Origin of the sequence: Brachybacterium sp. GPGPB12, from assembly GCF_038396325.1 — a bacterium.
GTDB lineage: Bacteria > Actinomycetota > Actinomycetes > Actinomycetales > Dermabacteraceae > Brachybacterium > Brachybacterium conglomeratum.
The window spans coordinates 3654243-3673672 of sequence record NZ_CP149573.1; the positions used below are offsets into that span (position 1 = coordinate 3654243).

Below are 19430 nucleotides of genomic sequence, written 5' to 3' on the forward strand. Positions count from 1 at the left end.
CACCGCGGACAGCGGCATCGAGGTCGAGCTCGAGGTGCTGAGCTGGGACGACTACTGGACCCAGCCGCCGCTCGACGTCGCCGGCGGCACCCTGCCCGACGTGCTGTGGATGAACACCGCCCATCTCGCCGAGACCCACGCCGCGGAGGTGCCGCTGGACGTCGGCGAGATCGTCGGGCGCGACAGCTCCGCCTGGGAGCAGGTCGCCACCGACCTCCACCGGATCGACGAGACGCTGTGGGGCGTGCCCCAGTACTACGACCAGAGCCTGCTGATCGCGAACCAGGGCCTCGTCGCCGCCGCGGGCGGGGACGCCTCCGCGCTGGTCTTCGACCCCGGCGCGGGCTCCGATCCGCCGCGGGAGCTCGCCACCGCCCTCACCGCCGACGGGGAGGGCCGCCATCCCGGGGACGAGGGCTTCGACCCCGCCGCCCGCACCACCCACGGCTTCAGCGCCCATCCCGACCGCTCCTCGGTGCTCGGCCCGTTCCTCGCCGGGCAGGGCGGGGCCTGGCAAGACGAGGAGGGCGCCGTCACCCTCGCCACCGAGCAGGGCGTCGCCGCGATCCAGTACCTCGCCGACCTCGCCTCCTCCCATCTCGCGCCCGCCGCGGCCGAGACCGTCGAGGAGCCCGGCCGCCGCCGGGACCTCTTCGTCGGCGGGCGGCTGGGGTCGCTCCAGACCGGCACCTACGACCTCCACACCCTGGTCGAGGAGATCGACGGCGCCTTCGAGTGGACCCTGCACCCGGTGGTCGCGGGGCCCGAGGGCGCCCGTCCGCTGGTGCACTCCGTCGCGGCCGCCGGTGTGGATCCCGACGACGAGGACCGCGCCGCGGCGATCGGGAGGTCGCTGGGCTGGCTCGGCTCGGTCGAGGGGCGCGGCCGCTGGCCGAGAACCGCCTCGGGATCCCCGCGCACCGCGACCTGCGCGGCGCGTGGGAGGAGAGCTGGGCGGGCGTCGGCGTGGACGTCTCCGCGGTGGAGGTGCCGCAGGAGCCGGCCCTCCCCGAGCACGGGGCCCGCTCCGCGGAGGCGACCGGCGAGGCCCTCGCGATCATCGCCGAGGTGTTCCGCGGCGACACCACGGCGGAGGAGGCGGCCGCCCCGCGCCCAGGAGGCCGCCCGCACGGTCATGTCCTGACCGGCGGCGGCCGCGCCGGATCACAGTCCCGCCGGATCACGACCCCGCCCGATCAGCCCCGGCGGATCAGCCCCGGCGGATCAGCCCCGGCGCGGCGCGCGGATCATGCCCTCCTGCGTGACCGTCGCGACGAGCTCCCCGGACCGGTCGAAGATCTGCCCGTGGGTGAGACCGCGCCCGCCCGAGGCGGAGGGGGAGCGCTGGACGTACAGCGACCACTCGTCGGCCCGCACGTGGCGGTGCCACCAGATCGCGTGATCGATGGTCGCCATCTTCAGACCGGGCGTCATCCAGCTCAGGCCCTGCTTGCGCAGGATCGGCTCGAAGGGCGTGTAGTCGCTGGCGAAGGCGAGGATCGCGTCGTGCAGCAGCGGGTCCGCGTCCACCGGGGCGAGGGTGCGCATCCACACCATCTGCGCGTCGATCGTGCCGCCGTTCGCGTCGGGCCGCAGGTAGATCGGGTCGGTGACGTGGCGGATGTCGATCGGCCGCTGCGTGGACCAGTACTCGGCGACCGGGTGCTCGATGCCCGCGAGCACCTCGGCGGTCGTCGGCGACCCCTCGGGGTCCGGGGCCTCGGGGGCGTGCTCGGCGTGCTCGAGCCCCTCCTGCTCCTCCTGGAACGAGGCGGTCATGGCGAGGATCGTGCGCTCGCCCTCCTCCTCGGTGCGGCCGGGCTGGGTCGCGAGCACGCGTCGGACGGAGAAGGAGCCGCCGTCGCGCGCCGCGTCGACCTCGAAGCGGATCGGGTGCGCGGGATCGCCCGGGGCGAGGAAGTAGGAGTACATCGAATGGATCCGGCGGCCCTCCGGGACGGTGCGGCCCACCGCGGTGACGGCCTGGCCCATCACCTGGCCGCCGAAGACGTGACCGCCGGGTCGCGGGGAGGAGTCCCCCTCGTAGACGGCGATGGCGGTGGGGGAGGATGCCGCCCCCGCGGCATCGACGGGACGGAGGTCCAGCAGGTCGACGAGGCCCGCGGCGATGCGCGCGTGGTCGGGGTTCGAGGCGGTCATGCCCCGATCGTACTGGTCAGGCCGTGCCGGTCCGGCGAACTAGCATGAGCATCATGCAGTTCTCGATCACCACCGACGCCACGCCCGAGCACCCCGCACCGCTGGACGTGCCCGTCCCCGTGCGCTGGACCGACCTCGACGCCTACGGGCACGTGAACAACGCCGCCATGGTGCGCCTGCTCGAGGAGGCCCGCATCGCGGCCTTCTGGCGACCCGCGCCCGATCAGCTCGCGCTCGGGGCGCAGCGACCGCCCGCCGCCCTGCCGGTCAGCGGCGCCGGTACCGAGGACACGGACATCGCCACGGTCATCGCTTCTCAGCGCATCGAGTACGTCCGTCAGCTCGGCCACCGCCGCGACGGCGTGGTGGTGCGGCTGTGGCTCTCCCGGATCGGCGGCGCGAGCCTGACCGCGGACTATCTCGTCCTCACCCGCGACGACCCCGAGGGGAGGGCGCCCTACGCCCGCGCCCGCACCGTCATGGTGCTGGTGGACGCGGAGACCGGCTCCCCGGTCCGCCTCGAGCAGGAGGCCCGCGAGTCGCTGCGCGCCTTCACGGGCGAGCCGCTGACCTTCCGGGACTGACTTCGGTGGAGGCCACCTATCAGAGCCCCGCGGCCTGCAGCAGGCCCACACCGAGAACCTGCGCGCGCGCGGCCTGCATCGGGACTGATGCGCGGGTAGGTGTCACATGATCTGTAGCGCTGAGCGGCGTTGCAGGGAAGGATGTGGACCATGCCCGCTCCATACCCCCAGGAGTTCCGTGACGACGTCGTGCGTGTCGCGAGGAACCGTGAACCTGGCCAGAAGCTCTCCCAGATCGCGAAGGACTTCGGGATCTCGGAGTCCTGCCTGACGAACTGGATGCGCCAGGCCGATGTCGAGGACGGTGCCCGTCCCGGGACCACCCGCGAGGAGTCCTCCGAGCCGCGGGATCTGCGTCGTCGGAATCGGCCGCTGGAGCAAGAGAACGAGGTCCTGCGTCGCGCGGCCGCCTATCTCTCGCAGGCGAATCTGCCGGGAAAATCCTCTACCCGCTCGTGAGCGAGCTCGCCGCTGACGGGATCCCCGTCGCGGTGTCCCTGCGGGTCCTGAAGCTCTCCCGCCAGCCCTACTATCGCTGGCGGAAACAGCAGGTCACCCCGTCGGAACTGGTCGAGGCGTATCGGGCGAACGCCCTGTTCGACGCCCACCGTGACGATCCCGAGTTCGGTTACCGGTTCCTCGCCGGCGAAGCGGAAGCGGCTGGCCAGCGCATGTGTGAGAGGACCGCGTGGCGGATCTGCCGGGACAACCGGTGGTGGTCCGTGTTCGGGAAGAAGCGGGGGAAGAACGGGAAACGGCCGGGCCCGCCGGTCCACGACGACCTCGTGCAGCGAGATTTCACGGCCGATGACGTCAACGAACTGTGGCTGACCGATATCACCGAGCACCGGACCGATGAGGGGAAGCTCTACCTCTGCGCGATCAAGGACGTGTTCTCCGGCCGGATCGTGGGCTACTCGATCAGCGACCGGATGAAGGCACGTCTCGCGGTGAACGCCCTGGACAACGCAGTATCTCGTCGTAGCGATGCCGCCGGATGCATCGTGCACTCGGACCGCGGGACCCAGGGTGGATTCAATCGGTGGATGCAACACCCTCTTGCTCGAGTGACTGTAGCTGCTCGGCGAACACCTCAGCTGGAGACTTCCAGCCGAGGACCTTCCGGGGACGATTGTTGACTGCCAGCGCGACCGCTTCGAGGTCCTGCACAGTCCAGCGTGAGAGATCGGTACCCTTCGGGAAGTACTGACGTAGCGTGCCCGTTCGTGTTCTCGTTCGTGGGCCTCTGCCACGGCGAGTGGGGATCGGCGAAGAACACCTTCGTGCCCGTCTCCACAGTGAACTGCGCATGCCCAGACAGCTCCTTGCCGCGGTCCCAGGTCAGCGTCTTGCGCAACTGCGCGGCAGGGTCGTCATCGAGGCAGTCAAAGCGGCGTTCATCGCCACAGCGCCGTAGCCGGCCAGGGCGGGACCGTTCTTGACCCGCGGTGTCTGCCCGTAGCCGTCCAGCCGAGGCAGGTGCACCAGCAACGTGGCTCGGCTCTTGCGCTCAATGACGGTACCGATCGCGGACCGGTTCGTGCCGATGATCAGGTCACCTTCCCAGTGTCCTGGCACGGCGCGGTCAGCGGCTTCGGCGGGGCGTTCACTGAGGACCACATCCTCGGTCACGTGCCCTTGAGGCTTGTTCTTCGACCGGGCTCGGGGCGCCCGCAGAGATCGGCCGGTGCGCAGGCAGGCGACCAGTTCTCGCTTGAGCGCGCCCCGGCCCTCGATGAACAGGGACTGGTAGATCGCCTCGTGACTGATACGCATGGACTCATCCTCGGGGTAGTCGATCTCAAGCCGGTGTGAGATCTGCTCCGGACTCCACGCCGTGACCCACCGCCGGTCGGCCCGGCGTGGCTTCGACCTGCCCTTCCACGCCGGTACGTCCGGCCCGGCCACGATCGACCCATCTGGATGGCACACATCGCCGCTGAGCCGGTCCTGGACGTAGTTCCGTAGTTTCGGGTTCGCGACCAGCTTCGCGGTCTTCGGCCTCCGCGCCATCAGCTCCGCCTTCCACTGCGCGACCGAGGCCCGGTACTCCAGCTTCCCGCCGCGGGTAGCGGCGTTTCGACGCACTCGCGCGAGATCGTGGCCGGGTCGCGGTTGATCCTGCGCGCGATCTCGCGCACGCCCACCTGCTGAGCGTGCAGGACAGCGATCTCCTCCCGCTCAGGAAACGACAGATAACGTCCGCCAGGCTCGGTGAGTTCGATCGTCCTCATGCCGCCACCTTGTCGGAACCAGCGTGCCCCGACGGTCGCAGACACGCCCACCTTCCCGGGCGCGTCCTCCGAGGAGCGTCCCGTCGCTATCTCTTTCCAGAACCTGCGTTCGATGCCGCGGCGCGTCTTCGGGGCGCCTGGCGAGATCATCGCCGACCGGCCCGTGAGTTCCTTCAGCCATCCAGCTGGTCGTCCCATCAACACCCTCCTCGACCTGAGGTGTTGCGTCCACCAGTTGAATCCACCCAGTTCCGGTCACGGAAGTTCGTGCACGCACTGAACCGGTATCACCTCATCGGGTCAATGGGGAAAGTCGGTGCCGCCGGGGACAATGCCGCAATGGAGTCCTTCTTCGCTCTGTCGCAGAAGAACGTCCTGGACCGCAAGAGGTGGCGGACCCGAGAAGAGCGCGCATCGCGATCATCACCTGGATCGAACGCACCTACCACCGTCGTCGCCGACAGGCTCGTCTGGGCCGATTGACCCCCATCGAGTACGAGACCATCATGGACCCGACCGTCAGCCTGGCGGCCTAACCGCAGCTGTCACCTGTTCGCGCATCAGTCCCGTTCCACAGTGCCCCCTGTGGTGCGCTCGAGGTTCGTGCCGTGCTGGTGAGCGCGGCAGATCGTGGAGTCGACCGCGACTGACCAGTCCAGCTTCCCCTCGTCGTCGGCGCGCACCAGGAGAGCGTCGAGGACCTGATCCCAGACACCGTCCTCGGCCCAGGCACGGTGCCGCTTCCACACTGTTTGCCAGGGCCCGAAATCCTCGGGGAGGTCTCGCCAGGCGATCCCGCAGCGGTAGCGATAGATGATTCCCTCGACGACCTGCCGGTGATCCCGCCTCGGACGCCCTGACCAGGGTTGTTGGGCAGGTAGCGACGGCTGGATCGTTTCCCACTGGGCGTCGGACAACACGCTTCGTCGGCTCATCTATCCAGAATCACGCACAAGCGGGCACGAGCTTAGGAGACACGCTCTAGTGCACAGGCGAACGATGCCGCCCCCGGCAACCAGGGAATTGTGGCGCTGAGTTTCTCCGCGCGTCAGTCAGTGGGGCGTTGTGGATGCAGGAAGAATTTCGGTCAGTAGGTGGCGGACGCGGGCGTCGATCTCGTCGCGGACTTCGCGTGCTTGCTTGAGTGTGCTGTCTGCTGGGTCGCGGAGGTCCCAGTCCTCATAGCGTTTGCCGGGGTAGATGGGGCAGGCGTCTCCGCGACCCATGGTGATGACGACGTCGGTCGCGCGGACGACATCATCGGTGAGGGGCTTGGGGAATGCGGAGGCAAGCTCGATTCCGATCTCGTGCATGACTTCCACGGCGCGTGGGTGGAGTGCGTCGCTGGGTGCGGATCCGGCGGAGCGGACGTGCACTCGACCCGCGGCGTGGTGATCCAGCAGCCGCGGCGGCCATCTGTGAGCGGCCTGCGTTCTGAACGCACACCAGCAAGACTTCGGGGACGTCGTGGGGGGCGGCGCCCTTGGCTTGTGCGAGGGCGGTCAATCGGTCTCTGGCGAAGCGCTCGGTGAGTGAAGGCAGGTGGGAGGTGATCTTGGAGGTGCGAGCCAGAGCGGTGTAGGACTCGAAGACGTACCGGTCAACCGTCTCGGCAGCGAACACCCCGGTGAAGCGGCGAGAGAGATCGCCGGCGATGCTGTGGAGGACGTGCTCGGCGCTCAAGAGCGAAGGGGTCTCACGCTGCGATGCCATCTTGATCCTCAGTTCTGAGCCGAGGTGGTCGAGGTGCCCTGCGGGAGAAGGCTGGCGATGAGCTCCTCGACGCGGGCGCGGATCTCATCGCGCACGGGGCGGACCTCCGCGACGCCCTTCCCGGCCGGGTCTGCGAGTTTCCAGTCCTCGTACCGCTTGCCGGCGTAGTAGGTGCAGTCGTCGCCGCATCCCATGGTGATGACCACGTCGGAGGCCTGGACGGATTCGGGGGTGAGGATCTTCGGGTTCTGGTGGGAGATGTCGATGCCGACCTCCGCCATCGCCTCTACTGCAGCGGGGTTGATCGAGTCGGCGGGCGCTGACCCGGCGGAGCGGACCTCGATGCGGTCGCCGGCGATTTCACGCGCCCACCCGGTCGCCATCTGGGAGCGGCCGGCGTTGTGGACACAGACGAACAGGACACTGGGACGTGCGGTCATGAGGATCTCCAAAGCAGGCAGTAGGGAATCAGGCGATATCGAGGAAGGCGCGGAGTTCAGCGAAGGCCGACGGGACGACGGAGTAGTGGGCCCAGCGGCCCTTCTGCTCGCGCGTGAGCAGGCCGGCGTCGACGAGCTTCTTCATGTGGTGGCTGACGGTCGGCTGACCGATCCCGAGCGGTTCAGTGAGGTCGCACGCACAGACCGAATCGCAGCCCTGGGCTGCGACGTGGGAGAGGAGCCGGAGCCGGGTGGGATCGGACAGCGCCTTCAGCAGGGAGGCGAGCCTCTCCGCGTCAACGCTGTTGACCGGCCCGGACGACAACGTGCAGACTCCTCGGTCTCGCGACCCGCGTCAAGCCCGGCAGAAGCGATCTCAGTTGTCGTGGACATGCCCTCACCTTACATTGACAGTCATCGATGTACAGCATAGCGTTCGCATCGATATCCGTCGATGGAAGGTCCCGAACACTGATGAGTACGACCACCAAGGACGTGGAGCGACCACGCGTGATGAAGGAGATGTCCTTCCTGGATCGCTGGCTACCGGTATGGATCCTGGCCGCGATGGTTGCGGGGCTCCTGCTGGGTCGGTTCATCCCTGGCCTGAACACGGCTCTGGAGGCGGTGAAGATCGGCTCCGTCTCCCTGCCCATCGCGATCGGGCTGTTGGTGATGATGTATCCGGTCCTCGCGAAGGTCCGCTACGACGAGACCCGCCGCATCGGCGCCGACAAGCGTCTGCTGATCTCTTCGCTGGTGCTGAACTGGATCGTCGGCCCGGCTCTGATGTTCGCCCTGGCGTGGATCTTCCTTGCCGACCTGCCGGAGTACCGGACGGGTCTGATCATCGTCGGTCTCGCGCGCCGCATCGCGATGGTGCTGATCTGGAACGACCTCGCCTGCGGAGACCGTGAGGCCGCGGCCGTCCTGGTCGCGATCAACTCCGTGTTCCAGGTGATCGCCTTCGGTGCCCTGGGCTGGTTCTACCTCCAGGCGGCGCCGTCGTGGCTGGGGTCGCCGACCACCTCGGCCGAGTTCTCGATCGGCGCGATCGTCCTCAGCGTGCTGATCTTCCTCGGCATCCCCCTGGTCGCCGGGTTCCTCACCCGCGTGGTCGGAGAGCGCGTCAAGGGCCGCACCTGGTACGAGGAGCGGTTCCTGCCGAAGATCGGCCCGTGGGCGCTGTACGGCCTGCTGTTCACCATCGTGTCGCTGTTCTCCCTCCAGGGCGACGCGATCCTCGCCGCTCCCGGGGACGTGGCCCGCATCGCCCTGCCGCCGCTGGTCTACTTCGTGGTCATGTTCCTTGGGTCGTTCCTCCTCGGTCGCGCGATCGGGTTGAACTACGCGAAGTCCACGACCGTCGCCTTCACCGCCTCGGGCAACAACTTCGAGCTCGCGATCGCCGTCGCGATCGGTTCCTTCGGCGTCACCTCCGGTCAGGCCCTCGCCGGTGTCGTCGGTCCCCTGATCGAGGTCCCAGTTCTGGTCGCCCTCGTCTACGTCGCCCTCGCGATGGGGCGGCGCCTGTTCCCCGGTGACCCCACCGTCCCCACCCGATGACCCACAAGAAGGAGATGCAGTCGCGATGACCACGAAGCGCCCCGCAGTCCTGTTCGTGTGCGTGAAGAACGGCGGCAAGTCCCAGATGGCAGCGACCCTCATGCGCCACCACGCCGGAGATGCCGTCGAGGTCCACTCCGCCGGCACCCGTCCCGGCGGCTCCATCAATGCCCAGTCTGCGGAGGCGATCGCAGAGGTCGGCGCGGACATGTCCTCCGCCGTTCCGCGACCGGTCACCCCGGAGTCGCTGCGCGGCGTCGATCAGGTGATCGTGATCGGCGGTGAAGCCGTCATCGAGACCGTGGAGGGCATGACCGCTCCGGTGACTACCTGGCACACCGATGAACCCTCGAAGCGTGGCATCGACGGGATGGAACGCATGCGCCTGGTGCGCGATGACATCGACGCCCACGTCCGCGCGCTCCTGGCAGACCTCACCCAGGCCCCGAACTGATCCCGTCCCGGCACCTAGGAGATCCCACGCTCACCACCTCCACTACCTCCACCACCTCCACCACTTCGCATCCCGTGGTCATCATCGGTGCCGGACCCATCGGTCTGGCCGCCGCCGCCCACCTCGCCGAACGCGGCCTGCCCTTCGTCCTCCTTGAGGCAGGGCCTACAGCCGGAGCGGCGATCGCCGGCTGGGGACACACTCGGCTGTTCTCCCCGTGGCAGTACAACCTCGACGCCGCCGCTCAGCGCCTCCTCGAGGCCAGCGGCTGGACCGCCCCTGACGCGGAGGCTCTGCCGACCGGTCACGAGTCGCGCGAGCAGTACCTCGAGCCCCTCGCGCCTTCCTCAGCTCGCCGAGTCGATCCGCTACGACGCTCGTGTCACCGCGGTCTCCCGCGCCGGCATGGACAAGACCCGTACCGCACGCCGCGAGGAGACCCCCTTCCTCGTCCGGATCGAGACCACTGACGGGCGCAGTGACGACGTCCTCGCCTCTGCTGTCATCGATGCGTCCGGCACCTGGTCGACGCCCAACCCGCTGGGCCAGGCCGGGCTTCTCGCTCCCGGTGAGCGACAGGCCCTCGCTGCGGGTCGCATCACGCCGCCACTGCCCGATGTGCAGGGCCGTGATCGCGAGCGCGTCGCCGGCAAGCGGGTCATGGTGACGGGTGCTGGCCACTCGGCCGCGAACACACTGCTGGACCTCGCAGAGCTGGACGCCGCCACCACGATCCTCTGGGCCGTCCGCACCGCGGATCTCACCCGCGTCTACGGCGGCGGCGAGCAGGACGAGCTCGCAGCGCGTGGGGCACTCGGCTCCCGGTCGCGCAAGCTGGTCGACTCCGGACGCATCGAAGTCCTCACCTCGTTCACCATCACCCACTTCAGCCTCGAGGACTCGTTGACCGTTCACGCGGTGACCCCGGACGGGGAGCGAGAGGTGAGCGTCGATGTGCTGGTGCCGGCCACCGGGTTCCGCCCCGATCTCGGAATGCTCGCTGAGCTCCGCCTGACCCTGGACCCGGCCGTCGAGGCACCCGCACAGCTGGGACCGCTCATCGACCCCGAGTTCCACTCCTGCGGATCCGTCGAGCCCCACGGTGAGCGCGTCCTCTCCCACCCGGAGAAGAACTTCTACATCGTCGGCATGAAGAGCTACGGCCGCGCCCCCACCTTCCTCATGGCCACCGGCTACGAACAGGTCCGCTCCATTGCGGCGCCCTTGCCGGTGACCGCGAAGCGACAGACGCGGTCCACCTCGAATTGCCCGAGACCGGCGTGTGCACTACCGACCTCGGCGGCGGCTGCGACGCCCCCGCGCCAGCCGGCGACGCCTGCTGCTCCAGTCCGCAACTGATTGAGCTGTCTGTCGGTCGCTGACCTCACGAGAGGGCGCATTGCCCGACGTGGGTCAGTCTGGCCTCCGCGCTCCACGTCGAGGAATAGTGCATCCACGAATAAATCTCTCCCCCGGCAGTCTCCCCTTACGGGCATGAGATCTGGCCTGACGCCTGGGACGGAGTGTTCAGTGCATGCTGTATAGTTCAGTGCATGCTGACTATTGCTTCGCGTCTCGACGTGATGAACCGCCTGGGTCGTGCACTGGCCGACCCCACTCGATCCCGGATCATCTTGACCCTGCTCGACCATCCCGCTTACCCGGCGGAACTGGCCCGAGATCTGGACCTGACACGCCCGAACGTGTCCAACCACCTGGCATGCCTGCGCGATTGCGGGATCGTCGTCTCCGAGCCCGAGGGTCGTCGGACACGATATGAGATCGCCGATTCGCACCTGGCGCAGGCGCTGACGGCACTGGTCGATGCCACCCTGGCAGTGGACGAAGACGCCCCGTGCATCGATCCCGCCTGCTCGCTTCCCGGATGCGACGCGCCTGGGGAGGGCGCATGATCCTCACCTCGGTCTTGCAGGCGATGGGCCTGTTCGCAGCGACCAACATCGACGACATCATCGTGCTCTCCCTCTTCTTCGCGCGAGGGGCAGGCCAGCGCGGCACTACCGCCCGCATTCTGGCCGGCCAGTACCTCGGGTTCGCCGGCATCCTCGGTGCCGCGGTCCTGGTGACCATCGGCGCCGGAGCGTTCCTGCCCTCGGCGACCATCCCGTACTTCGGTCTCATCCCTCTGGGCCTCGGCCTGTGGGCCGCGTGGCAGGCCTGGCGCGGAGACGACGACGATGACGACGACGAGGCCAAGGTTGCCGGCAAAAAGGTCGGCGTGTGGACAGTCGCAGGCGTCACCCTCGCCAACGGCGGCGACAACATCGGCGTGTACACCCCTGTCTTCCTCAGCGTGGAACCTCTCGCCGTAGTCGCCTACTGCATCGTCTTCCTCGCCCTCGTCGCGGTCCTGGTGGCCCTGGCAAAGTTCGTCGCCACTCGCCCACCGATTGCCGAAGTCCTCGAACGCTGGGAGCACATCCTCTTCCCCATCGTTCTTATCGGTCTCGGCATCGTCATCCTTGTCAGTGGCGGAGCTTTCGGCCTCTGACTCAGCTAAAGCAAACACAGGTCCCGGGCTCGATAGATCGGTCCCGGAACCTGGACCCGGGACACTTCGTCGCGTCGGCATCGTCCGAGCGGAGTCCGGATCTGAGCCCCGACGAGTTCCCACCGTTCAACGGGGAGGGCTTGCTCATGGTGAGCTCGTCTGAGTTCCAGCGCGCACCGGTCGATGGCTAGCCTGACCGGGGCTAGTGGAGTAGCTGGCGCAACAGTGAACGGGAGACTGGGCGGCATGTTGAGGATCGGTACGCGCCGGGTTGCTTCCCGTGCGGCGAACAGAGTGGCAGACAACGACGCCGAGACGGCCGCCTCGCCTGTCGGCGCAAAGCAGTTTCCGGGATTCGATGCGGGGCGAGCTGGTGAGCTCGATTCGCACCAGAATCCTCATCGTGGGTCTTTGCGGCCCCGTGGGCTCTGCTCTGGACGGTGATCGCGGCCGCCATGGCGGGAGCACCGGTCTCGATGGAGCTCGTCGATGCCGGCCCGGTGGTGCGGTGGGGTTTGCCGATCGTCGATGCCATCGGTGATGTGGTCGGTGCCGCGACCGTGGCGTGCCTCGTGCTGGCGCTCGTCGTGTCGCCCCGCCGTGCGGAGCCGTCCGCGTCGGAGGCTGATCAGGAACACGTCGCCGTGTCTCGGTTCCATCCAGCGTACGAGCGGACGCTCGATATCGGTATGGGCCTGGGAATGGTGTGGTCAACGCCGCTGGTCGTACGGATGGTGCTTGGCTACGCTTTGGCGGCGGGCCAGGCACCCTTCTCCCCGCGGTTCGGCTCCGATCTCCTGATGTACATCACACGGCTTGAGCTCGGTCAATACCAGCTTGCCGGGGCGGTGTTCGTCGCCGCCGCCTCGACCATGCTGATCGTCGTGAGGTCCCGTACGGGGTCGCTGATCTCGCTGAGTCTGGTGTTCGCGGCGTTGGTGACGAAGTCGATGACGGGCCACGCCTCGGGGCAGACCTCCCATGAGGCGGCCACGAGCGCGATGATCGTGCACCTCGTGGTCGCCGGAGTGTGGCTGGGTGGGCTCGCGGCCGCTCGTGCTGGTTGCGGGCCGGCTCGGAGCACGACTGAGGGATGTCGCCGAACGGTTCAGCGTCCTGGCGCTTGCTTGTTATGGGGCGTTGGCCGCCAGCGGTATCGCCTCTGCCCTGGTCCGGCTCTCCGCGCCTCTGGACCTTGTGACCACCGCGTACGGGTGGATGCTCGTGCTGAAGACGGTGTTGCTGGTGTCGCTGGGTGGCGCTGGCTGGTGGCGGCGCCGACGGGTACTGGGCCGGTCGCGGGACTCGGATCGCCGGAGAGACTTCCTGTGGCTCGCCGCGGGGGAAGTCTTCCTGATCGCGGCGGCGACCGGACTCGCTGCCGCACTGTCGAACACGGCGCCTCCGGTGCCGGACGAGCCTGAGCCGGTCACCTCGACGGCTGAGGCGCTGACCGACTATCCACTGCCTGCTCCGCCTGAGCTGGCGACGCCGCTGACGACCTGGCGTGTGGACGTCGCCGGAATGGCACTCGCCCTCGGTCTCGCGGTCATCTACCTCTGGGTGCACCTGCGCCGCCCGTTGACGGGCACTGGCGGGCGACGCTGGCCCGTGGCCAGGACTTCGGCGTGGGTAGCGGGATGCGTGGTCATCTTTTGGGTGACGAACGGGGCACCGGGCGTGTACGCGCCGGTGCAGTTCTCCGTGCACCTGAGCCAGCACGCGCCGCTTGCTCTGGTGGCAGTGCCTCTACTGGTTGCCGGGCGTTTCGGTGATCTCGTGCGGGATCGGATCGCTCCTCGGTCGGACGGTTCGGCGGGACTGCGCGAGCTCGTCGACTGGAAGCCTCGCTCCCGTGCGGGTCGGTGGCTCGCTCACCCGGCGGTGTTGGCGCCGCTCGGCGCGGCGGGATTTGCAGCGATCTACCTGACCCCGGCGCTCGGCGCGGGGTTGCATACCGCGCCCGGCCGACTGATCGTGCTTACTGCCGCTGTGGTGGCCGGTGCCGCTGTGGCGCCGCCATTCCAGGGTAGGGCGCTGGGTGGTGGCATGGTCGCTGGGCGGGAGCGCTGGGTGGCCCTGGTTGTGGGGGCCGGCTTTCTTGCTGGGCTGGCGCTTCTGCTGGTGCTGGCGCTCCCGGTCGTGGAGCCCGACTGGTTCGCAGTCATGGGGCGGACCTGGGGCCCCGATGCGTTCGGAGATCAAAGGCTTGGTGGCCGGGTCCTGCTTGCGCTGGTTCTGACGCTGGCAGTCCTGCACGGCGCGGTCATCTCGCGATCGCGACGGAGCAGCGAAGGACTCTCCGTAGGTCGTTCCGCCTCAGCGCGGTACTGAGCCGGGTTCTGTTGCTCGCCGCGGCGTGCCGTGATGCGTTGTCCTGATCGGGTTCGTGATGGTCAGTCGGTGTTGTCACCGGGGCGCGGCGCAGGCGGACGATGATCGCACCGATCGCGGCGAGCAGTAGGAGCAGAGCGAGGCCGCCGAGGATCATACCGAGAGGAAGGCCGCCCTCGCTCTGTTGAGCCTCTGCCGGTTCGGCGGCGGTGTCTTCCGTGCTCGGTTCGTCCGTCCCGGCGGTCGGCTCCTCGCTCTCCTTCGGCTCCTCCGATTCGGAGTCCGCTGTGGCCGTGGGCTCGGCACCGACTGTGACGGTGAAGTCGACCGTGCCTTCGATCGGGTGGCCGTCCGAGGAGACGACACGCCACAAGACCTGATAGTCATCGGCGGGCGGCGGCGGCAGGTCGATCGTGGCCGTGTTGCCGGACACGGCGGGTGTCTCGGTGAAGATCTCCTCGCCGGCGGAGGTGGTCAGTCGCACGGCCGGAGAGAGGTTGAGAACCTCATCGCTGTAGGTGAGCTCGAGCGCCTCGGGAGCCTGCTCGAGGCTTTCGCCTCTTCGCCGGGTTCGAAGAGGTCAAGGTGTCGTGCGCCGACGCCGCGGGCAACAATGCGGGCACCACCAGTGGCATCAGTACGGCGGCGAGCGGCCCGAACAGGCTGGCCAGCATGATCCGCACCGCCGTCCCGGTGGTTCCGCGAGCGACCGTCGTGTCCGCCGTCATGAACGTCTCCTCCTCGGGTGACCCCTCGTGCGGGCCGGTTTGTCCCCATGACCGGGGCGCATCGAGTGTAGCGACGTGCCACCAGCGACCCCTTCGTTCATCTCCCAGGATCGACTCGTCCAGTCCCACCCCTTTACAGAACCCCACACGACGATATCATCGCCATATGACGATTGATGCGATCCCGGCCGAGCCGCAGTTCGAGGTGGCAGACAGTCATGCCGCGCTCTTCCATGCTCTCGCCGAACCCACACGCTTGGCTCTCCTCCAGCACCTCTCGACCGGTGAGCATCGAGTTCGCGACCTTGTCGAACACATGCACCTTGCCCAGTCGACCGTCAGCAAGCATCTCTCGTGCCTGCGCGACTGTGGTCTGGTCACCGCGCGCACTGAAGGCCGCGCATCGTGGTTCGCTCTCACCGATCTGCCCCGACTGAGCGACCTACTCGAGGCGGCTGACGACCTGCTCGACACCTCCGGGACCACCCTGTCCCTGAAGAACCACCGCGATCACGAGAACCTCAAGGACGGGGGCCTTTGATGAGCTCAGGACACGACCATTCGCACGGCGGTAGCGGATCGAGCACGGCCCGGACGCGACTCGCCATCGCCTTCGCCATCACCTCCGTCATCGTGCTCGCGCAAGCGATCGGGAGCGTCGTCACCGGCAGTCTTGCTCTGCTCACGGACACGGCGCATGCCCTTGTCGACGCCTCCGGTCTGCTGGTCGCGTTGATTGCGGCGACCATGATGTTGCGCCCGGCCAGCAGCAGTAAGACCTGGGGATTCGCTCGCATCGAGGTACTGGCGGCCTTGGCCCAGGCCACGCTCCTGATCGTGGTCGGCACCTACACCGCCGTCGAGGGCATTTCGCGACTGACGGACCCCCCGGACGTCCCCTCGGGTGAGTCTGCTCATCTTCGGTGTGATCGGGCTGGTCGCGAACATCGCCGCGATCCTCATCCTGGCCGGAGGCAAGGATTCGAGCCTCAACATGCGTGCCGCGTTCCTCGAGGTCCTCAATGACGCTCTCGGTTCGCTCGGCGTGATCACTGCCGCGATCGTGATTCAGCTGACCGGATTCCAGCAGGCTGATGCGCTGGCCGGTTTGTTCATCGCCGCGTTGATCGTGCCTCGGGCGTTCCGCATCATGGCCGAGACGCTCCGGATCCTCATGGAGTACACCCCGAAGGGTGTGGATCTCGATCAGGTGCGTGAGCACATCCTCGCGCTCGACCACGTCCAGGACGTCCACGACCTGCACGCCTCAGCGATCGGGAGCAATCTGCCGATCTTCTCTGCGCACGTCGTCGTCGGGGAGGAGTGCTTCGAATCGGCCCATGCACTGCGGATCCTCGAAGAGGTCCATGTCTGCGTCAGGACGCACTTCCCGATAGCGTTCGAGCACGCCACGATCCAACTGGAGAGCCCGTCCGTGCATCGAGGTGAATCCGAACGTCCCTTGCACACTTAGCACCCACGGATCCGATCGCCTCCTGACCGCAGGCGAGAGCAAAGACGGCACGCACCCCTCGATGGTGGGGTGCGCGCCGCGAGTGGTCGCTGGGCTCAGCGGAAGGAGACGAAGGTGGGATTGCCCCAGATGGTGCGCTCCGTGACCGCGCCGGGAGAGCGTCCTGCATCGACGACCTTGTCGCCGCCGGCGTAGATGCCCATGTGGCCGGGCCACACGACAAGATCGCCGGGCCGCGCCTCGGACTTGGAGATCTGGGTGCCGGCGTCGACCTGCTGGCCGGAGGTGCGCGGAAGGTCGATGCCGACCTGCTTGTAGGCGTACTGGGTCAGGCCGGAGCAGTCGAAGCTCACGCCCGGGTTGCTCGAGCCCCAGGAGTAGGCGGCACCCATCTGGGTCCGTGCGGCGTCGACGATCGCCTGCCCGGTGCCGCTCGAGGAGGATGCGGGCGCAGGAACCGACGCACCACCACCGCCGACACCGGGGGCCGAACCGTTCAGGGAGCCGCGCGTCTCGGGGCCCACCACGCCATCGACCTGCAGGCCGTTGGCCTGCTGGTAGTCCTTCACCGCGCCATGGGTACGCGGGCCGAACTTCCCGTCGACGGCGAGTGAGGAACCCTCATCGTTCAGCGCGGACTGGAGTCGCTCGACCGAGGCACCCTGGGATCCCCAGCGAAGCTTCTCGGAAGAGTGCGGCAAGACCTGCGCCGGCGCCGGAGCAACGGGCGCGGCGGCCTGCGTGACCGCGGACGGCACGGCGGCCGGAGTCGCGGGCGTCGCCTGTGCGGCCCCACCAGCGAAGGCGGACCCGAGCAGGACGGTGCCGAGGACGGCGGCGCCTCCGGTGCCGCGCAGGGCGCGTCCGCTGTGGCGGAGGGGGTGACTGCGCGGCCGGCCGCGCGATGGGAATTGCTCGTGGCCATGAATGTACTCCGTGAATATCCCCGCATGTATCCACGGGGTCGTCTGGCATTTGGTCGCGGCAACGTCGACAGCTGGGCAAGCATCGCGAAGAAACTCTCATACCTCGTCACCGGTGGAACCAACGTACCGACCGAAACACCCTCGCAATAGCGTCATGTGCGACCCCGACCGACGATTTCGCCTTCTCTTGAACACTCTCGCCACATGGGCCCCGGGGCCACACCGTCTCTTTACCAAACCCCGATGCCGCAATGGGGTAGACGTCACGAGTCGCAGTCGAGGTGGACGTACCCCATGTCGGTCACCGGCGAGAGATCGGCAGGAGAGAATGCCTTCGTGAGGCTCACACGACGGGCTGGAACGTGGCGATGGAGCCTTGCAGCTGATCCATCCATGAGGCCCACACCCCCGTGAGCAGCAGCAGGCCGATCGCCATGAGCAAGCACCCCGGATAGGACTCCGATGAGGCGGCGATGGCGTGCAAGTGCCCTGCTCACACCCATTGCTCTGTCGAGCAGCAGGGCGCTGAGAACGAAGGGAACACCCAGTCCGAGCGAGTACGCGAGCGCCAGGGTCGCGCCCCGAGCCGCTGAGCCTCCGTCGGCGCCGGCATCGAGGGAGAGCGCGATGATCGCGGCGTAGGTAGGGCCGATACATGGGGTCCAGCTCAGCCCGAAGACGAAGCCCATCAATGGGGCTCCCAGAAGGCCAGCATCAGGACGTTTCCTGGACACCTGGAGATTTCCCGTCAATCGAGGGAACACACCCATGAAAATGAGTCCCATGAACATGACGACGATGCCCGCCACCCGATTGATCCATACTGCGTGCGCCTGAAGGAGATATCCCATCGCGCCGGCGAACCCGCCCAGCGCCATGAATACCACCGCGAAGCCCGCGACGAACAGCAAGCCGCCGCCCAGCATTCTCCCAGTTCCGGCACGGAAAAGGGTCGTCGGTCGTTGCGCCTTCCCAGAATTCTCAGGCGTTTGCCGGGGTGGCTTGGTGGTCTTCAGTCCTTGTCCGGCGAGCCCGGAGACGTAACCGAGGTAGCCCGGCACGATGGGCGAGACGCACGGTGAGAGGAACGCGATCAGGCCCGCGATGGCGGCGACGGTGATGGCCAGCAGAAGGGACCCGGACAGGGCGATCGACTGGAAGGTCTCCGCGAGTCCGTTGGTGCTCACGCGGCTCCTTCGGCGAGGACGGCGTCGAGCATCGATCTCAGGATGGAGGGGTCGATCGCTCCAGAGATCCGACCTGCGACTCGGCCGTCATGGTCAAGGACGAGAGTGGTGGGGACTGCGTTGGGTGCGACTTGGCCGCGCGGCTGGTACATGATCTCTGCGTCAGAGTCCGGCAGCGACGGGTAGGTGATGCCGTAGGTCTCCTCGAAGGCCGCGGCGGGCCCTGCCGAGTCACGGACGTTTATCCCGATGAACGAGACGCCCTGGTCGGCGTACTCCTCGTGGATGGCCTGAAGATCCGGGGCCTCCACCCGGCATGGCGGGCAGGAGGCGTACCAGACGTTGACCACCAGCACCGATCCCCAGTGGTCTCTGGAGTCGAATCGTTCGCCGTCGTAGCTGGTCCCGGTGAACTCGACGGGTTCTGTGCGATCGGCGGGAGCGATCTCTGTGGTCACGCCGTTGCCGGAGACGTATCCGGCGTCCTCGGAGTCGTAGCGATCGCCGGTGTCAGTCGCCGCCGCAGGCAGTGACCAAGCCGGTGGTGGCGAAGAGGCCGGTGGCGTACAGGATCCGTCGCCGGGAGTGGGCGCGCATGTGCTCGCTCCTTCAGGGTGATTGCGGGGGTCGGGTGGAGGGGCAGGACGTGAGCTCGTCCGGGCCTAGAACAGCGTGGACCAGTAGTCCCAGAACCTCACGGCGATGAGTGTCAGGATCACCAGGTACCAGGCCACGAGCACCGGGACGCGGAATTCGATCACGAGGCGGAGCGCCCGCCGACTGGCCGAGGTGGAGCTGTCTGCGAGCGCGCGGAGATGGTGGATCGTGGTGAACCAGAATAACGGGATCGTCACTGCCCACACGACCACGCAGTAGGGGCACAGTGCCCCGATCTCGTACAGGATCTGCCCGATCAGCCACTGCACGAAGAGCACCGCGAAGGTTACGCCCGCCTGGATGAGCGCACTCATCCACCGCGCCACGCGCGCACCGGCGAGGAACGCGAATCCGAGGGAGAGAACGGCCGCGAAGCCGGCGATGCCGAGGATCGGATTCGGGATGCCGAAGGCTGAGGCCTGCGGGGTGTCCATCACGGAGCCGCAGGAGAGCACCGGATT

Annotated in this window: 17 protein-coding genes and 9 pseudogenes; 13 read left to right on the forward strand and 13 right to left on the reverse strand. The window is 67.8% G+C overall.

Translation table 11 applies throughout. The features are described 5' to 3' along the window. Positions 1-16 precede the first annotated feature (16 nt). Positions 17-1144, forward strand: a pseudogene (locus WKH84_RS21215) (extracellular solute-binding protein); the annotation flags it as partial. Between the two features lie 80 nt (positions 1145-1224). Here WKH84_RS21215 and WKH84_RS21220 read toward each other — a convergent pair. Beyond that, entirely contained in the window at positions 1225-2160 is a 936-nt protein-coding gene (locus WKH84_RS21220; RefSeq protein ID WP_341855008.1) for an acyl-CoA thioesterase II, read from the reverse strand. Positions 2161-2213: 53 nt separating this feature from the next. On the opposite strand from WKH84_RS21220, the gene WKH84_RS21225 reads away from it, so the two are divergent. The 3 genes from WKH84_RS21225 (at position 2214) to WKH84_RS21235 (ending at position 3883) form a co-directional block, all read left to right on the forward strand. Continuing rightward, positions 2214-2744, forward strand: coding sequence for a thioesterase family protein (locus tag WKH84_RS21225; RefSeq protein WP_341855009.1), 531 nt, complete (start codon positions 2214-2216; stop codon positions 2742-2744). A gap of 150 nt (positions 2745-2894) precedes the next feature. Then, positions 2895-3203, forward strand: coding sequence for a transposase (locus WKH84_RS21230; protein WP_341855010.1), 309 nt, complete (start codon positions 2895-2897; stop codon positions 3201-3203). Next, positions 3200-3883, forward strand: a complete 684-nt coding sequence (locus WKH84_RS21235; RefSeq protein WP_341855011.1) for a DDE-type integrase/transposase/recombinase — start codon at positions 3200-3202, stop codon at positions 3881-3883. Before WKH84_RS21230 ends, WKH84_RS21235 begins: the two co-directional genes overlap by 4 nt. Here the strand turns inward: WKH84_RS21235 and WKH84_RS21240 are convergent. Next, positions 3780-4978: pseudogene (locus WKH84_RS21240) on the reverse strand (IS30 family transposase). The gene WKH84_RS21235 and the pseudogene WKH84_RS21240 sit on opposite strands and share 104 nt — an antisense overlap. Before the next feature lie 243 nt (positions 4979-5221). Between WKH84_RS21240 and WKH84_RS21245 the strand changes: the two are divergent. Then, positions 5222-5514: pseudogene (locus WKH84_RS21245) on the forward strand (integrase core domain-containing protein); the annotation flags it as partial. A 45-nt stretch (positions 5515-5559) separates the two neighbouring features. On the opposite strand, the pseudogene WKH84_RS21250 reads toward WKH84_RS21245, so the two are convergent. From WKH84_RS21250 to WKH84_RS21270, 5 genes and pseudogenes are all read right to left on the reverse strand, one after another. Then, positions 5560-5913, reverse strand: a pseudogene (locus tag WKH84_RS21250) (IS5 family transposase); the annotation flags it as partial. 117 nt (positions 5914-6030) lie between these two features. Further along, positions 6031-6354, reverse strand: coding sequence for a heat-shock protein HtpX (locus WKH84_RS21255; RefSeq protein ID WP_341855012.1), 324 nt, complete (start codon positions 6352-6354; stop codon positions 6031-6033). Then, positions 6236-6691: a hypothetical protein gene (locus WKH84_RS21260; protein WP_341855013.1), complete on the reverse strand. Its 456-nt coding sequence runs from the start codon at positions 6689-6691 to the stop codon at positions 6236-6238. The genes WKH84_RS21255 and WKH84_RS21260 overlap by 119 nt, the downstream gene beginning before the upstream one ends. Positions 6692-6699: 8 nt before the next feature. Beyond that, positions 6700-7131 carry an arsenate reductase ArsC gene (locus tag WKH84_RS21265; RefSeq protein WP_341855014.1) on the reverse strand — a complete coding sequence of 144 codons (432 nt, stop codon included), beginning with the start codon at positions 7129-7131 and terminating at the stop codon, positions 6700-6702. A 28-nt stretch (positions 7132-7159) separates the two neighbouring features. Further along, positions 7160-7524: pseudogene (locus WKH84_RS21270) on the reverse strand (metalloregulator ArsR/SmtB family transcription factor). Between the two features lie 81 nt (positions 7525-7605). Between WKH84_RS21270 and arsB the strand changes: the two are divergent. The 5 genes and pseudogenes from arsB (at position 7606) to WKH84_RS21295 (ending at position 11663) form a co-directional block, all read left to right on the forward strand. Further along, entirely contained in the window at positions 7606-8697 is a 1092-nt protein-coding gene (gene arsB / locus WKH84_RS21275) for an ACR3 family arsenite efflux transporter (RefSeq protein WP_341855015.1), read from the forward strand. Positions 8698-8722: 25 nt separating this feature from the next. Further along, positions 8723-9151: a low molecular weight phosphatase family protein gene (locus WKH84_RS21280; RefSeq protein WP_341855016.1), complete on the forward strand. Its 429-nt coding sequence runs from the start codon at positions 8723-8725 to the stop codon at positions 9149-9151. 74 nt (positions 9152-9225) lie between these two features. Next, positions 9226-10533: pseudogene (locus WKH84_RS21285) on the forward strand (FAD-dependent oxidoreductase). Between the two features lie 171 nt (positions 10534-10704). Further along, positions 10705-11064: a metalloregulator ArsR/SmtB family transcription factor gene (locus WKH84_RS21290; RefSeq protein ID WP_341855017.1), complete on the forward strand. Its 360-nt coding sequence runs from the start codon at positions 10705-10707 to the stop codon at positions 11062-11064. Beyond that, positions 11061-11663, forward strand: coding sequence for a cadmium resistance transporter (locus WKH84_RS21295; RefSeq protein ID WP_341855018.1), 603 nt, complete (start codon positions 11061-11063; stop codon positions 11661-11663). The genes WKH84_RS21290 and WKH84_RS21295 overlap by 4 nt, the downstream gene beginning before the upstream one ends. Positions 11664-12489: 826 nt before the next feature. On the opposite strand, the gene WKH84_RS21300 is transcribed toward WKH84_RS21295, so the two are convergent. After that, a complete protein-coding gene (locus WKH84_RS21300; protein WP_341855019.1) occupies positions 12490-12657 on the reverse strand; it encodes a hypothetical protein in 168 nt (55 codons plus the stop codon). A 44-nt stretch (positions 12658-12701) separates the two neighbouring features. Here WKH84_RS21300 and WKH84_RS21305 point away from each other — a divergent pair, with 44 nt between their 5' ends. After that, positions 12702-13997, forward strand: a complete 1296-nt coding sequence (locus WKH84_RS21305) for a bifunctional copper resistance protein CopD/cytochrome c oxidase assembly protein (protein ID WP_341855020.1) — start codon at positions 12702-12704, stop codon at positions 13995-13997. On the opposite strand, the pseudogene WKH84_RS21310 reads toward WKH84_RS21305, so the two are convergent. Continuing rightward, positions 13930-14547: pseudogene (locus tag WKH84_RS21310) on the reverse strand (copper resistance CopC family protein); the annotation flags it as partial. The gene WKH84_RS21305 and the pseudogene WKH84_RS21310 overlap by 68 nt on opposite strands. A 344-nt stretch (positions 14548-14891) precedes the next feature. On the opposite strand from WKH84_RS21310, the gene WKH84_RS21315 reads away from it, so the two are divergent. Both WKH84_RS21315 and WKH84_RS21320 read left to right on the forward strand, forming a co-directional pair. Further along, positions 14892-15266, forward strand: a complete 375-nt coding sequence (locus WKH84_RS21315; RefSeq protein WP_341855021.1) for a metalloregulator ArsR/SmtB family transcription factor — start codon at positions 14892-14894, stop codon at positions 15264-15266. Beyond that, positions 15266-16199 (forward strand): annotated as a pseudogene (locus WKH84_RS21320) (cation diffusion facilitator family transporter). The gene WKH84_RS21315 and the pseudogene WKH84_RS21320 overlap by 1 nt, the downstream one beginning before the upstream one ends. Positions 16200-16294: 95 nt before the next feature. On the opposite strand, the gene WKH84_RS21325 reads toward WKH84_RS21320, so the two are convergent. The 4 genes and pseudogenes from WKH84_RS21325 to WKH84_RS21340 all read right to left on the reverse strand — a co-directional run bounded on the left by WKH84_RS21325 (position 16295) and on the right by WKH84_RS21340 (position 19424). Then, positions 16295-16900 (reverse strand): NlpC/P60 family protein, encoded by a 606-nt coding sequence (locus tag WKH84_RS21325; protein WP_341855022.1) that lies wholly within the window; start codon positions 16898-16900, stop codon positions 16295-16297. Between the two features lie 568 nt (positions 16901-17468). Further along, positions 17469-18312: pseudogene (locus tag WKH84_RS21330) on the reverse strand (cytochrome c biogenesis protein CcdA). After that, a complete protein-coding gene (locus tag WKH84_RS21335) occupies positions 18309-18770 on the reverse strand; it encodes a TlpA disulfide reductase family protein (protein WP_341855023.1) in 462 nt (153 codons plus the stop codon). The pseudogene WKH84_RS21330 and the gene WKH84_RS21335 overlap by 4 nt, the downstream one beginning before the upstream one ends. A 204-nt stretch (positions 18771-18974) precedes the next feature. Next, the gene (locus tag WKH84_RS21340) at positions 18975-19424 is read right to left on the reverse strand and encodes a vitamin K epoxide reductase family protein (RefSeq protein ID WP_341855024.1); all 450 of its coding nucleotides are present in this window, start codon (positions 19422-19424) and stop codon (positions 18975-18977) included. Positions 19425-19430: the final 6 nt, after the last annotated feature.

Bases quoted from the DNA above. Each gene is read 5' to 3' on its own strand.
- WKH84_RS21225 (WP_341855009.1), top strand. From the start codon at position 2,214: ATGCAGTTCTCGATCACCACCGACGCCACGCCCGAGCACCCCGCACCG.
- WKH84_RS21315 (WP_341855021.1), top strand. From the start codon at position 14,892: ATGACGATTGATGCGATCCCGGCCGAGCCGCAGTTCGAGGTGGCAGAC.
- WKH84_RS21265 (WP_341855014.1), bottom strand. From the start codon at position 7,131: ATGACCGCACGTCCCAGTGTCCTGTTCGTCTGTGTCCACAACGCCGGC.
- WKH84_RS21230 (WP_341855010.1), top strand. From the start codon at position 2,895: ATGCCCGCTCCATACCCCCAGGAGTTCCGTGACGACGTCGTGCGTGTC.
- WKH84_RS21295 (WP_341855018.1), top strand. From the start codon at position 11,061: ATGATCCTCACCTCGGTCTTGCAGGCGATGGGCCTGTTCGCAGCGACC.
- WKH84_RS21290 (WP_341855017.1), top strand. From the start codon at position 10,705: ATGCTGACTATTGCTTCGCGTCTCGACGTGATGAACCGCCTGGGTCGT.
- arsB (WP_341855015.1), top strand. From the start codon at position 7,606: ATGAGTACGACCACCAAGGACGTGGAGCGACCACGCGTGATGAAGGAG.
- WKH84_RS21260 (WP_341855013.1), bottom strand. From the start codon at position 6,691: ATGGCATCGCAGCGTGAGACCCCTTCGCTCTTGAGCGCCGAGCACGTC.
- WKH84_RS21280 (WP_341855016.1), top strand. From the start codon at position 8,723: ATGACCACGAAGCGCCCCGCAGTCCTGTTCGTGTGCGTGAAGAACGGC.
- WKH84_RS21220 (WP_341855008.1), bottom strand. From the start codon at position 2,160: ATGACCGCCTCGAACCCCGACCACGCGCGCATCGCCGCGGGCCTCGTC.